Source organism: Thioalkalivibrio sp. ALJ12, assembly GCF_000378305.1.
Taxonomy (GTDB): Bacteria; Pseudomonadota; Gammaproteobacteria; order Ectothiorhodospirales; family Ectothiorhodospiraceae; genus Thioalkalivibrio.
This window is the reverse complement of sequence record NZ_KB899538.1, coordinates 1230808-1243563: the sequence shown is the minus strand read 5'-3', so window position 1 is coordinate 1243563 and position 12756 is coordinate 1230808. Positions and strand designations below refer to the sequence as shown.

The 12756-nt window shown below is 65.1% G+C and carries 14 protein-coding genes and 1 tRNA gene; all 15 read right to left on the bottom strand.

What is annotated here, in order from left to right:
- Complete coding sequence (nuoK, locus tag F467_RS0105925; RefSeq protein ID WP_012982131.1) at positions 1–306, bottom strand: NADH-quinone oxidoreductase subunit NuoK; 306 nt, start codon at positions 304–306, stop codon at positions 1–3.
- Between the two features lie 89 nt (positions 307–395).
- Complete coding sequence (locus F467_RS0105920) at positions 396–1049, bottom strand: NADH-quinone oxidoreductase subunit J (RefSeq protein WP_018138270.1); 654 nt, start codon at positions 1047–1049, stop codon at positions 396–398.
- A gap of 15 nt (positions 1050–1064) precedes the next feature.
- Positions 1065–1553, bottom strand: a complete 489-nt coding sequence (gene nuoI / locus F467_RS0105915) for an NADH-quinone oxidoreductase subunit NuoI (RefSeq protein WP_018138271.1) — start codon at positions 1551–1553, stop codon at positions 1065–1067.
- A 10-nt stretch (positions 1554–1563) separates the two neighbouring features.
- Positions 1564–2628, bottom strand: a complete 1065-nt coding sequence (gene nuoH / locus F467_RS0105910; protein ID WP_018138272.1) for an NADH-quinone oxidoreductase subunit NuoH — start codon at positions 2626–2628, stop codon at positions 1564–1566.
- A 13-nt stretch (positions 2629–2641) separates the two neighbouring features.
- Positions 2642–5038 (bottom strand): NADH-quinone oxidoreductase subunit NuoG, encoded by a 2397-nt coding sequence (gene nuoG / locus F467_RS0105905; RefSeq protein ID WP_018138273.1) that lies wholly within the window; start codon positions 5036–5038, stop codon positions 2642–2644.
- 32 nt (positions 5039–5070) lie between these two features.
- On the bottom strand, positions 5071–6351 hold the full coding sequence (nuoF, locus tag F467_RS0105900; protein WP_018138274.1) for an NADH-quinone oxidoreductase subunit NuoF: 1281 nt from the start codon (positions 6349–6351) through the stop codon (positions 5071–5073).
- Position 6352: 1 nt separating this feature from the next.
- Entirely contained in the window at positions 6353–6883 is a 531-nt protein-coding gene (nuoE, locus tag F467_RS0105895; RefSeq protein WP_018138275.1) for an NAD(P)H-dependent oxidoreductase subunit E, read from the bottom strand.
- Complete coding sequence (locus tag F467_RS0105890; protein WP_018138276.1) at positions 6883–8136, bottom strand: NADH-quinone oxidoreductase subunit D; 1254 nt, start codon at positions 8134–8136, stop codon at positions 6883–6885. The genes nuoE and F467_RS0105890 overlap by 1 nt, the downstream gene beginning before the upstream one ends.
- The gene (locus F467_RS0105885; protein WP_018138277.1) at positions 8129–8848 is read right to left on the bottom strand and encodes an NADH-quinone oxidoreductase subunit C; all 720 of its coding nucleotides are present in this window, start codon (positions 8846–8848) and stop codon (positions 8129–8131) included. The genes F467_RS0105890 and F467_RS0105885 overlap by 8 nt, the downstream gene beginning before the upstream one ends.
- A gap of 17 nt (positions 8849–8865) precedes the next feature.
- Complete coding sequence (locus F467_RS0105880) at positions 8866–9342, bottom strand: NADH-quinone oxidoreductase subunit B family protein (protein ID WP_012982122.1); 477 nt, start codon at positions 9340–9342, stop codon at positions 8866–8868.
- Positions 9333–9689 carry an NADH-quinone oxidoreductase subunit A gene (locus F467_RS0105875; protein WP_012982121.1) on the bottom strand — a complete coding sequence of 119 codons (357 nt, stop codon included), beginning with the start codon at positions 9687–9689 and terminating at the stop codon, positions 9333–9335. The genes F467_RS0105880 and F467_RS0105875 overlap by 10 nt, the downstream gene beginning before the upstream one ends.
- A 264-nt stretch (positions 9690–9953) precedes the next feature.
- Positions 9954–10038, bottom strand: a tRNA-Leu gene (locus F467_RS0105870).
- A gap of 26 nt (positions 10039–10064) precedes the next feature.
- Positions 10065–10445, bottom strand: a complete 381-nt coding sequence (gene secG, locus F467_RS0105865; protein WP_018138278.1) for a preprotein translocase subunit SecG — start codon at positions 10443–10445, stop codon at positions 10065–10067.
- Positions 10442–11209: a triose-phosphate isomerase gene (tpiA, locus tag F467_RS0105860; protein WP_018138279.1), complete on the bottom strand. Its 768-nt coding sequence runs from the start codon at positions 11207–11209 to the stop codon at positions 10442–10444. The genes secG and tpiA overlap by 4 nt, the downstream gene beginning before the upstream one ends.
- A gap of 183 nt (positions 11210–11392) precedes the next feature.
- The gene (glmM, locus tag F467_RS0105855) at positions 11393–12733 is read right to left on the bottom strand and encodes a phosphoglucosamine mutase (protein ID WP_018138280.1); all 1341 of its coding nucleotides are present in this window, start codon (positions 12731–12733) and stop codon (positions 11393–11395) included.
- Positions 12734–12756: the final 23 nt, after the last annotated feature.

Sequence of the window (12756 nt, the reverse complement as noted above, 5' to 3'; positions counted from 1 at the left end):
TTATCCCTTCATTGCGTCCAGGTCCTGGACGTTGATGGTTCCGCGATTCCGGAACAGCAACACCAGGATGGCGAGGCCGATGGCCGCCTCGGCCGCGGCGACGGTCAGGATGAAGAACACGAACACCTGGCCCGCGAGGTCCTGCAGGAAGAACGAGAAGGCAATGAAGTTGATGTTCACCGCGAGCAGCATCAGCTCGATGCACATCAACAGAACGATCACGTTTTTCCGGTTCAGGAAGATCCCGGCCACACTGATCGAAAACAACAGCGCGGCCAGCACCAGGTAGTGCTCTAGCGTAATCATGTTCTAGCCCTGAGTTCTTTCGGGGGCGGCATCCGCCCCCGGTGTCCGGGTCCCGACCTCTGGCCGGAATGCCTAGTTACTCGGATTGCCTATTTCGACGAGTCGTCCTGCTGTCCATCCGCATCGCTGCTCTGGGCAGCACGACGCGGGGACTTCTTCTTCTCGGAGGCCATGGAGACCATGCGGACCCGACCCTCGCGGGAGACCGCCATCTGCTGGCCTGGATCGATCGACTTGTTGTCCGGACGCTTGCGCATGGTCAGCGAGATCGCCGCGATGATCGCCACCAGCAGGATCACCGCCGCAATCTCGAACGGATAGACGTATTCGGTGTAGAGGATCGCGCCCAGGGCCTCGGTGTTGGCGTATTCCGGCCCTGCGCGCTCCGGCACATCCATCGTGATGTAGCGGGTAATCACGGCCACCAACACGGTGGCCATCGCGACCGCGACCACGATGCCCACCGGCAGGTATTCGGTGAAGCCCTCGCGCAGCTTGGCCAGGTTGATGTCGAGCATCATCACCACGAACAGGAACAGCACCATCACCGCGCCAACGTAGACGAGCACCAGCACGATGCCGAGGAACTCCGCCTCCGCCAGCAGCCAGATCGCGGCCGCGGCGACAAAGCACAGCACCAGGAACAGGGCCGCGTGCACCGGGTTGCGCACACTGATCATCGCCAGTGCGCCGCCCAGCAGGATCGCGCCGAAGAGATAGAAAAGGATCAACTCGAAGGTCATGGGGCGGTCCCTGCGTTACCGGTACGGGGCGTCGATCGCACGGGCCTCGGCGATCTCTTTCTCGAAGCGGTCACCAATGGCCAGGAGCTTGTCCTTGGTCATGATCTGCTCGCCCCGGTTCTCGAAGTGGTACTCGAAGATGTGCGTCTCGACGATGGAATCCACCGGACAGGCCTCTTCGCAGAAGCCGCAGAAGATGCACTTGAACAGGTCGATGTCGTAGCGCGTCGTGCGGCGCGTGCCGTCCGCGCGCTCCTCGGAGTCGATCGTAATCGCCAGCGCCGGGCAGACCGCCTCGCACAGTTTGCAGGCAATGCAGCGCTCCTCGCCGTTCGGGTAGCGGCGCAGCGCATGCAGCCCGCGGAAACGCGGCGACATCGGGGTCTTCTCGTCCGGGTACTGCACGGTGAACTTGCGGCTCAGCAGGTAACGCCCGGTCAGGCGCAACCCCAGCAGCAGTTCAAAGAACAGAAAACTCTTCAGGTATCGGCGGAACGCTTTCATCACGAACTCCTCAGGCGAACCACGGGCCGACGTTGAACGCGACCAGCACGCCCTCGACAAACAGCCAGAGGATGGTCACCGGGATCAGCACCTTCCAGCCAAGACGCATGATCTGGTCATAGCGATAGCGCGGGAAAGTGGCACGGAACCACAAGAAGGCGAACAGGAACACCGCCGTCTTGAACAAGAACCAGTGGATGCCATGATCCAGCAGCGCACCGATGACCGGCAGGTCAAAGGCCGCTTGCGGCAGGATGCCCTGGAAGGGCGACAGCCAGCCGCCGAGGAACAGGATCGCGGTCAGGGCCGAGATCAGGATCATGTTCGCGTATTCGGCCAGGAAGAACACGGCGAACGCCATGCCCGAGTACTCGACGTGGAAACCCGCGACGATCTCGGATTCGCCCTCGGCCACGTCGAACGGCGCGCGGTTGGTCTCGGCAATCCCGGAGATGAAATACACAAAGAACAGCGGCAGCAGCGGCAGCAGGAACCAGTGGTACATGCTGCCCGACTGCGCCTCGATGATGCCGCCCACGTTCAGCGTGCCGGCAGCCATCAGCACGCCGACCAGGGCAAAACCCATCGCGATTTCGTAGGAGACCAGCTGCGCGGCCGAACGCAGCGACCCCAGCAGCGCATACTTCGAGTTCGAGGCCCAGCCGGCGATGATGATCCCGTATACGCCGAGCGAGGTCAGCGCCAGCAGGTACAGCAGCCCGGCATTGACGTTGGCCAGCGCCCCGCCATCGAAGAACGGGATTACCGCCCAGGCGGCCAGCGCCGGGGCGATGGTCAGCACCGGGGCACTCAGAAACAGGAAGCGGTTGGCATTGGTCGGGAGGATGACCTCCTTGGTCAGCAGCTTCAGCGCATCCGCGATCGGCTGCAGCCAGCCGCGCGGCCCGACCCGGTTCGGCCCGACGCGCACATGCGCATAGCCGATCACCTTGCGTTCGGCGAAGGTCGTGTAGGCCACGGCCAGCATCAGCGGGATCACGATCAGCTGAATGCCGATCAGGATCTGCATCACCGTCGGCAGGCTGCTGTAGAGGTTCATCATCCAGTCGAACATGTCTTACGTTCCCTCAGGCACGCGCGAGCGTGACCGTGGCGTTCGGGGCGCCCAACCGGCCCATGGCCGTCGAGCCCGCAAAGGTCACCGCCAGGCCTACCGGCACGGCGTCGTCCAGGATCAGGGTCAGCTCCGTCTCGGCGCCGGCCTGACGCAGTTTCACGCGCGAGCCGGTATCAAGCCCGCCGGCGGATTCGGGATGCACGATTACGCACTCGGCCAGCTGGCCCTCGGGGCTGGTCTGCAGTGGCTCGGCACGGCGCACGAGAGCATCCGTGCTGTAGAGCCCGGCCGCCTGTACGCGATACAGGTCGCCCTGCGCCGGCTCCGGAATGGAAATCTGCGCCTTGTTCATGTTGACCGCAGTATCGAAATTGGCATCCGCCAGCAGGCCCTTCAGCTCGTCACGCACCGCGCGCGAGTCGAGATAGTCCATGCCGCGCTGTTCCAGCAGATTCCCGAGCACGCGCCAGACCTTCCAGCCGGGGCGAGTGTCTTCCTGCGCGCGGGCCGCGGCACGGTAGCTCTGCCAACGGCCCTCGGCGTTCACGAAGGTCCCGGAGTTCTCGAAGCTGGTGGCAACCGGGAGCAGTACATCGGCCACGGCTTCCAGATCCGTATTGGCATAGGCGCTCAGTGCGACCACGAAGCCGGCTTTCTCGAGCGCGGCGCGCAGCGCAACCGGATCGGCCCCGTCACGCCCGGGTTCGATACCGGCGACCACGAAGGCATCCCGACCCTCGGCCAGCATCTCGGCCGCGTTCCGGCCGGCGACCTCGACTTCGGCCCCGGCCGGGCCGCGGTGCGGCAGCACGCCGGCCAGCCAGGCACCCGCGGCACTGGCGCCGGCCGGCAGGTATCCCAGACGGGCGTCGGTGTGCTTGGCGATCCAGCCGGCCAGGGCGCGCAGGGTCGCAAAGGCCGGCCCGTGGATCGCGACCTGGCCCAGCAGGACATGGCCCTGCTCGGCATCCAGCAGCGACTTGGCAATGTGTTCGAACGCGGCCCGCGTATCGGCGTCATCGGCCTCGGCGGCCTTGACGACCTTTTCCAGCTTCTTGGGCAGCGACTTGCCGGCGGCGGCCAGTTGCCCGGCCACACCCGCCAGGGCCATGACCTGATCGCGCTCGTGGCCGACCAGCTGGGCCTGAACCGGATAGGTCAGATCCAGCAGCATGTCATTGATCAGGCTGACCCGCGCCCCGCGCGAGGCCGCCTTGCGCAGGCGATGGGCGAGCAGCGGCTGTTCGCGGCGCGGATTGCAGCCCACCAGCAGCACGGCATCGGCCGTATCCAGATCGCTAATGGCCGCGCCCAGGTACGGGAACAGCGGCGCGGCCGCCTCGTCGGAGAAATCCACCTGGTCCAGCCGATGATCGATATCGGTGACGCCCATGCCGCGCAGGACCTTCTGCGCCAGGTAGTGTTCTTCCACCGACAGCGACGGCGACAGCAGCGCACCGATGCGGTCGGGGGCAGTCTCCTTCAGGCCCTCGACGACATAACTCAGCGCGGTCTCCCAGGAGACGTCCTGCCACTGGCCGTCCACCTTCATGCGCGGGCGGGTCAGGCGATCCTCGGCGTACAGGCCGGTGTAGCTGAAACGGTCGCGGTCGGAGATCCAGGTCTCGTTGACCGCCTCGTTGTCGCGCGGGACCACGCGCATTGCGCGCCCGTCGTGGGTATGCAGGTGGAGGTTGGAACCGACCGCGTCGTGCGGGGCGATGGTCGCGGCCTGCGACAGCTCCCAGGCACGCGCGGTGTAGCGCGACGGCTTGGCGGTCAGCGCGCCAACCGGGCACAGGTCGATCACGTTGCCCGACAGTTCGTGGGCCACGGTCTTCTCTACGTAGGTGCCGATGCGCATATGCTCGCCACGCCCGGTCGCGCCCAGTTCGCGCACGCCGGCGATCTCCTCGCCAAAGCGCACGCAGCGGGTGCAATGGATGCAGCGGGTCATCTCGGTCTCGATCAGCGGACCGATATCCTTGTCCTTCACCACGCGCTTGGCTTCGGTGTACTTGGACACACTGTCGCCGTAGCCCATGGCCACGTCCTGCAGCTCGCACTCACCACCCTGATCGCAGATCGGGCAGTCCAGTGGATGGTTGATCAGCAGGAACTCCATGGTCCCCTTCTGCGCGCGCAACGCCAGTGGAGACTGGGTGTAGACCTTCATCCCGTCCATGACCGGGGTCGCGCAGGCGGGCAGCGGCTTGGGTGCCTTCTCCACCTCGACCAGGCACATACGGCAGTTCGCCGCCACCGACAGCTTCTTGTGGTAGCAAAACCGCGGAATGCGGATATCGGCATCGTCCGCCACGTCGATCAGCATGGAGCCCTTGGGCGCCTCGATCGTGCGGCCGTCAATCTCGATGCTGACCAGATCCTGCTTCTGATCCTGACTCATGCTCGATTCCTGCTGCGGATGCGCGGGGGGCGTCAGGCGGCGTCTGCCACCGGGCTCCGACCGTGCTGGATGTAGTATTCGAATTCGTGGCGGAAGTGCTTGATGAAGCTGCGCACCGGCATCGCCGCTGCATCGCCCAGGGCGCAGATGGTATGCCCCTCGATCTTGCTGGCCACGTCGTCCAGGCGCTCCAGATCCTCGGGACGGCCCTGCCCTTCCACGATGCGGGTCAGCATGCGATAGAGCCAGCCGGTCCCCTCGCGGCAGGGCGTGCACTGGCCGCAGGACTCGGAGAAGTAGAAGCGCGAGATGCGCTGCAGGGCCTTGACCATGTCGGCGGTCTCATCCATCACGATCACCGCGCCGGAGCCCAGCATGGACCCGGCCTGGGCGATCGAGTCGAAGTCCATGTTGGCCTTCAGCATCACATCGCCCGGGACCACCGGAACCGACGATCCGCCGGGGATCACGGCCTTCAGCTTGCGCCCGTTGAGCACGCCACCGGCCATCTCCAGGAGGTCCTTGAAAGGCGTGCCCAGCGGGATCTCGTAGTTCCCGGGCTTGTTCACGTGTCCGGAGACGGAGAACAGCTTCTCGCCACCGGACTTGGGCACCCCCAGATCGGCGAACCACTGCCCGCCGTTGCGGATGATCGCCGGGATCGAGGCCAGTGACTCGGTGTTGTTGATCGTGGTCGGCTTGCCGTACAGGCCGTAGTTGGCCGGGAACGGCGGCTTGAAGCGCGGCTGGCCCTTCTTGCCTTCCAGCGACTCCAGCAGCGCCGTCTCCTCGCCGCAGATGTAGGCGCCGGCGCCCAGTGACGGGTGGAGATCGAAATCGACCCCGGAACCGAAGATGTCCTTACCGAGATAACCGGCGTCGTAGGCCTCTTTCAGGGCTGCCGTAAAGCGCGTGTTCACCTCGTCCATGAACTCGCCGCGCATGTAGTTGTAGCCCACGGTCGCGCCGATCGCGTAGCCGGCGATCGCCATGCCCTCGATCAGGGCATGCGGGTTGTACATCAGGATCTCGCGGTCCTTGCAGGTGCCCGGCTCGGATTCGTCCGAGTTGCAGACGATGTACTTCTGGCCCGGGGTGTTGCGCGGCATGAACGACCACTTGAGCCCGGTCGGGAAGCCCGCCCCGCCGCGGCCGCGCAGGTTGGAGGCCTTGACCTCCTCGATCACGTCCTCGGGGGCCATCTTGCCCTTGTAGACCTTCTCCAGCGCCTGGTAGCCGCCGACGCTCTTGTAGGTCTCGAGCGAGGCAGGGTCGTCCAGGTAGCGGGTCGCAAAGCAGATCTGGTTGGCCATGCTACTTCTCCAGACCGTCAAGAATCTCGTCCACCTTCTCGGGGGTGAGATTCTCGTAGTAGACGTGGTCTACCTGCATCATCGGGGCACCACAGCAGGCCGCCAGGCACTCCTCTTCCATCTTCAGGTAGAACTTGCCGTCCGGCGTGCTCTCGCCGAGCTTGATGCCGAGACGATTCTCCAGGTGCTCGATGATCTGTTCCGAGCCGCGCAGCATGCAGGAGATGTTGTTGCACACCATGATGGTGTGCTTCCCAACCGGCTCCAGCTCGTACATCGAGTAGAACGAGCCGACCTCGTACACCGCGATCGCCGGCAGGCCGAGGTACTCGGCCACGGCGTCCATCTTCGCGGTAGAGAGATAGCCGTCCTCGTGCTGCACTGCGCGCAGGGCGCCGAGAACCGCGGAGCGCTTCTGGTCGTCCGGATAGCGCGCCACCCAGGCGTCGATCTCTTCGCGCTCGTGGTGGCTGAGCTCCACCTTCTTGCCGGCGGGCTTGTGGAAGGCGACGGTTTTCTGTTCGGCAGCCATCAGCGGTCGATCTCCCCGAATACGATGTCCTGGGTCCCGATGATCGCGACCACGTCGGCCAGCATGTGGCCACGCGCCATCTCGTCCAGCGCGGACAGGTGCACAAAGCCCGGCGGACGGACCTTCAGGCGATAGGGCTTGTTGGAACCATCCGAGACCAGATACACGCCGAACTCGCCCTTCGGATGCTCGACCGCGGCATAGGCCTCGCCTTCCGGCAGGCACATCCCCTCGGTGAACAGCTTGAAGTGGTGGATCAGGGCCTCCATGTCGGCCTTCATCTCCTCGCGCTTCGGCGGGGTGATCTTGTGATCCTCGAGCAGCACCGGACCCGGATTCTGGCGCAGCCAGTCCACACACTGGCGGATGATGCGGTTGGACTGGCGCATCTCCTCGATCCGCACCAGGTAGCGGTCGTAGCAGTCGCCGTTGACGCCCACCGGGATATCGAAGTCGAGGCGGTCATAGACCTCGTAGGGCTGCTTCTTGCGCAGGTCCCACTCGATGCCGGAGCCGCGCAGCATCGGGCCGGTAAAGCCCAGCTGCATGGCACGTTCGGGATCGACCACGCCGATGCCCACAGTGCGCTGTTTCCAGATACGGTTGTCGGTCAGGAGGGTCTCGTACTCGTCCACGCAGCCCGGGAAGCGCTCGGTAAAGGCCTCGATGAAGTCCAGCAGCGAGCCCTGGCGAACCTTGTTCAGGTCGTCCACCACTTCCTGAGATTTCCAGGAGGACGGCTGGTACTGCGGCATGGTCCCCGGCAGGTCGCGCGCGACCCCACCCGGACGGTAATAGGTCGCGTGCATGCGCGCACCCGAGACCGCCTCGTAGCAGTCCATCAGGTCCTCGCGCTCGCGGAAGGCATACAGGAACACCGCCATCGCGCCGATATCCAGCGCGTGGGCGCCCAGCCACATCAGGTGATTCAGGATGCGGGTAATCTCGTCGAACATTACCCGGATGTACTGTGCCCGCAGCGGGGCCTCGATCTGGAGCAGCTTTTCCATCGCCAGCACGTAGCCGTGCTCGTTGGCCATCATCGACACGTAGTCGAGGCGGTCCATGTAGCCGATAGACTGGTTGTACGGCTTGCTCTCGGCGAGCTTCTCGGTCCCGCGGTGAAGAAGGCCGATATGCGGGTCGGCGCGCTGCACGACCTCGCCATCCATCTCCAGCACCAGGCGCAGCACGCCGTGGGCGGACGGATGCTGCGGCCCGAAGTTCAGGGTGAAGTTGCGAATCTCAGGCATTCTCGGCTCCTTCGCCTGGCTTCTCGCCCTCGCTGTAGCGATGGTCGTCGCGGATCACCTTGGGCACCAGCACACGCGGCTCGATGGTCACCGGCTGGTACACCACGCGCGCCTGTTCGGCGTCGTAGCGCATCTCCACATGACCGACCAGCGGGAAGTCCTTGCGGAACGGATGACCGACGAAGCCGTAGTCCGTGAGGATGCGGCGCAGGTCCGGGTGCCCGGAGAACAGGATCCCGAACAGGTCGAAGGCCTCGCGCTCGAACCAGTTGGCCGAGGCCCAGACCTCCACCAGCGACTCGATCTCGGGGAATTCGTCATCGGCCAGCCAGGCGCGCATACGCAGGCGACGATTGTGCTGGATCGACAGCAGTTGCACGGCCACGGTGAAGCGTGGCCCGTCCCAGAGGCTGTCTTCCGGCGCGTCGTCGAACGTGAAGCGCCCGGAGGTGGCCGCCTCGACCCCGCGGGAGAAACCCGTGTTGGTCGCGGACTCCGTGCCCCACTCGTCCTGGCCGTATTCGAGATAGTCCACTCCACACAGGTCGATCAGCATCTCGAAGCCGAACGCGTCGCGCAGCTTCTCGGCGGCCTCGCGCCAGGACTCCGGCCGGATATCGACCGTGACCTCGTCATAGGCCTCGGTGACCGTCTCCAGGGCGTCGCCCAGTTCCGCCCGCAGGGCGTCGATCCAGTTGTCTTGTTCAGCCATCTGAAACCCCGGGTGCGTCAGCGCGCGATGGTGTTCGTGCGCCGGATCTTGTTCTGCAGCTGGATGATGCCGTAGAGCAGTGCCTCGGCCGTGGGCGGACAGCCCGGCACGTAGACATCCACCGGCACGATGCGGTCGCACCCGCGCACCACGGCATAGGAGTAGTGGTAGTAGCCGCCGCCATTGGCGCAGGAGCCCATGGAGATCACCCAGCGCGGCTCGGGCATCTGGTCGTACACCTTGCGCAGCGCCGGCGCCATCTTGTTGACCAGCGTGCCGGCGACGATCATCACGTCGGACTGGCGCGGGCTGGGCCGGAAGATGATCCCGAAGCGGTCGAGGTCATAGCGCGCGGCACCGGCGTGCATCATCTCGACCGCACAGCAGGCGAGCCCGAAGGTCATCGGCCACAGGGAGCCGGTACGGGCCCAGTTGATGAGCTTGTCAGCCGAGGTGGTGACGAAGCCCTTTTCAAGAACGCCTTCTATTCCCATTCCAGCGCCCCCTTCTTCCACTCATAAATGAATCCGACGACCAGAATGAGCAAAAACACGGCCATCGCAAGAAGCCCGAACAGGCCAATGGCATCCAGCGATACCGCCCACGGGAAGAGAAATGCGATCTCGAGATCGAAGATGATGAAGAGGATCGCGACCAGGTAGAAGCGCACATCGAACTTCAGCCGCGAGTCCTCGAAGGCCTCAAAGCCGCACTCGTATGGCGAATTCTTCGCGGCGTCGGGCTTGCGCGGCCCGACGGCCATCCCGACCACCAGCGGCACGATGCCGATCACGATCCCCACTGCGATGAACAGCAGGATGGGTAGATAACCTTCCAGCATGTCTCTCTCCCGTACACCGCCCTCGGGCGGGTCGGTTCGCAGGGTGCCGCGTGGATCCGGCGCGTCCGCGAGCCGTTCTAGCGTTGCTGGTTGAATGCACCGGTTGGTGGCCACCTCGATGGACGAGGCAAGGGCGCATACCGGGCACGGAGTCTAGGTGAACCGTGAAAACGGTGTCAAGTATTTGTAATTTTATAAGTTACTGATTTTATTTTGTTTTGACTCCTGACGCCGATTCTCGAACGTCGCCAGGGGCCTTCGAAATGGTGCAGATGGTGGGACTCGAACCCACACGGCTTTCGCCACTACCCCCTCAAGATAGCGTGTCTACCAATTCCACCACATCTGCCTGTCTAAGAGGCCGCGGTCGCCGGCCTATTCAGGTACGTCGGCCGGGCGGTCGGAGGCCGGGGCATCCGATTCGTCATCCCGGGGTACTGTACCGGGAATGCCTTCCGGAATATCACCCTCCTCGCGCATCTCTTCCGCTTCGAGCTGATCCATCAGGCTTTCGGCCTGAGGCGTCGAGGAGGCGAGATAGGCCAGCGTCAAGCTGTTCACGAAGAACACAACAGCCAGAAACGCGGTCGAGCGGCTCAGAAAATTGGCCGACCCGCGCGCACCGAACACGGTCGCGGACGCACCACTGCCAAAGGCCGCCCCCGCGTCGGCACCCTTGCCATGCTGCATCAACACGAGGGCGATCAGGGCGATCGAGACCGAGACCTGAACGACCAGGAGCAACCCGTAGATCATGCCGCGACCCGCTCGGCCGCCGCACGGGCGATCGCGGTAAAGGCATCGGCGTCCAGCGAGGCGCCACCAATCAGCCCGCCGTCGATGTCTTCCAGCGCCAGCAGGCCCGCGGCGTTGTCCGCCTTCATGCTGCCGCCGTAGAGGATACGCAGATCCGCAGCGACACGCGGGTCGCGGCCCGCCACTCGGTTGCGGATAAAGGCGTGCACTTCCTGCGCCTGATCGGGCGTGGCGGTCAGGCCGGTTCCGATTGCCCAGACGGGCTCGTAGGCGATCACGGCGCGATCGAAGGTCTCGACGCCGGCGGCATCCAGCACCGCATCCAGCTGCTCGGCCACCACGGATTCGGTGCGCCCGCCTTCGCGGTCACTCTTCTGCTCGCCAACACACAGGATCGGCGTCAGGCCAGCGGCCTGGGCGGCGATGAACTTGGCCGCCACCCATTCGCTGGTCTCGTTCTGGCGCTCGCGCCGCTCGGAGTGGCCAACGATCACGTAACGGCAGCCCGCCTCAGCCAGCATGGAGCCGGCCAGCTCGCCGGTATACGCGCCCTTTTCCTGGTCAGAGCAATCCTGCGCACCGACCTCGATCACGCTACCCGACAGGGTCTCGGCGATCTCGGCCAGGTAGACGGCGGGCGGACACACCGCAACGTCGACACCCTGCAGGTCACCCAGACTGCCCTTCAGGGCCGACAGGAGGGCGCGGTTCGCTTCGCGCGAACCGTTCATCTTCCAGTTACCGGCGACCAGCGGCTTGCGCATGCGGATCTTCCTCCTGCGAGAACGGTCGGATCCGTGCGGATACACGGAGTCCGATCATGATGATTAGAGCGGCGGGATGTTACCGGCGCACCCGGTGCAAATCAACCGAGCCCAGGTCCGGGCAAACGGGCGGCCTGTCCCGTGAAGAATCACCCATCGGCCGACGACGCCCGCAGACCGGGATCAAACAGCCGCGCGGATGCTGTCGGCGATGCGCTCGGCGGCCTGACGGGTAATGACTTCGTCCTCGGCCTCGACCATCACGCGCACCAGGGGCTCGGTACCGGACGGGCGCAGCAGGACACGCCCGTGCGCACCCAACTCGGCCTCAACCGCGGCGACCTCGGAGCGCACGGTGGGCGCCTCCAGACAGCCATTGGCCTTGCCCGAGACCGGGACGTTCACGAGGCACTGCGGGAGCTTCGGGATCTTCGCCGCGAGCTCCGCGAGCGAGCAGCCGGTGCGATGCATCAGGTGGGCGACCTGCAATGCCGCAACGGTCCCGTCACCGGTCGTCGTGTGCTCCAGGCAGACGATGTGCCCGGATCCCTCTCCGCCCAGCATCCAGGCGCGCTGACGCAGCTCCTCGAGCACGTAGCGATCACCCACCTTGGCGCGAATAAACGGGATCCCGTGCTCGCCCAGGGCATTCTCGAGCCCAAGGTTGGTCATCAGGGTACCGACCACGCCGCCCTGGAGCAGGCCCGACTGCTGGCGATCGAGGGCGAGAATCCCCAGGATCTGGTCACCATCGACCACGTTGCCGTTCGCATCGGCCAGGATCACGCGGTCACCGTCCCCATCGAGGGCGATCCCGAGGTCAGCCCCGGAGGCCTTCACCTGCTCGGCCACGACCTCCGGGTACAGCGCGCCCACGCCGGCGTTGATGTTATAGCCATCCGGGCGGGCACCCAGGACTTCCACCTCGGCCCCGAGTTCCTCGAATACCGGCGGGGCGACGTTGTAGGTCGCGCCGTGGGCACAATCGACCACGACACGCAGGCCGCGCAGCTCGGAGCGCGCCGGGATCGCGCTCTTGCAGAACTCGATGTAACGCCCGGCGGCATCGGCGATACGGACGGCCTTGCCGAGGTGGGCCCCGTCCACCGAGCGCTGCGGCTCTTCTAGCCGTGCCTCGATAGCCTCCTCCACCGCATCCGCGAGCTTGTCGCCCTCCGGGGTGAAGAACTTGAAGCCGTTATCGTGAAACGGGTTGTGCGAGGCGCTGATCACCACACCGGCGGTCGCACGGAAGGTCCGCGTGAGATAGGCCACTGCGGGGGTCGGCATCGGCCCCAGCAGGGCGACATCCAGGCCCGCAGCCGACAACCCGGCCTGCAGGGCAGACTCGAACATGTAGCCCGAGACCCGGGTGTCCTTCCCCACGAGCACCGGACCCTGACGCTGGGCCCGCGCGCCCAGCACCTCGCCTACCGCATAGCCCAGACGCAGCGCGAATTCGGGCGTCATCGGCCAGTCGCCTGTACGCCCACGAATCCCGTCGGTGCCGAAATAACGCCCCATGCCGCTTGCTTCTCCCTTAATAC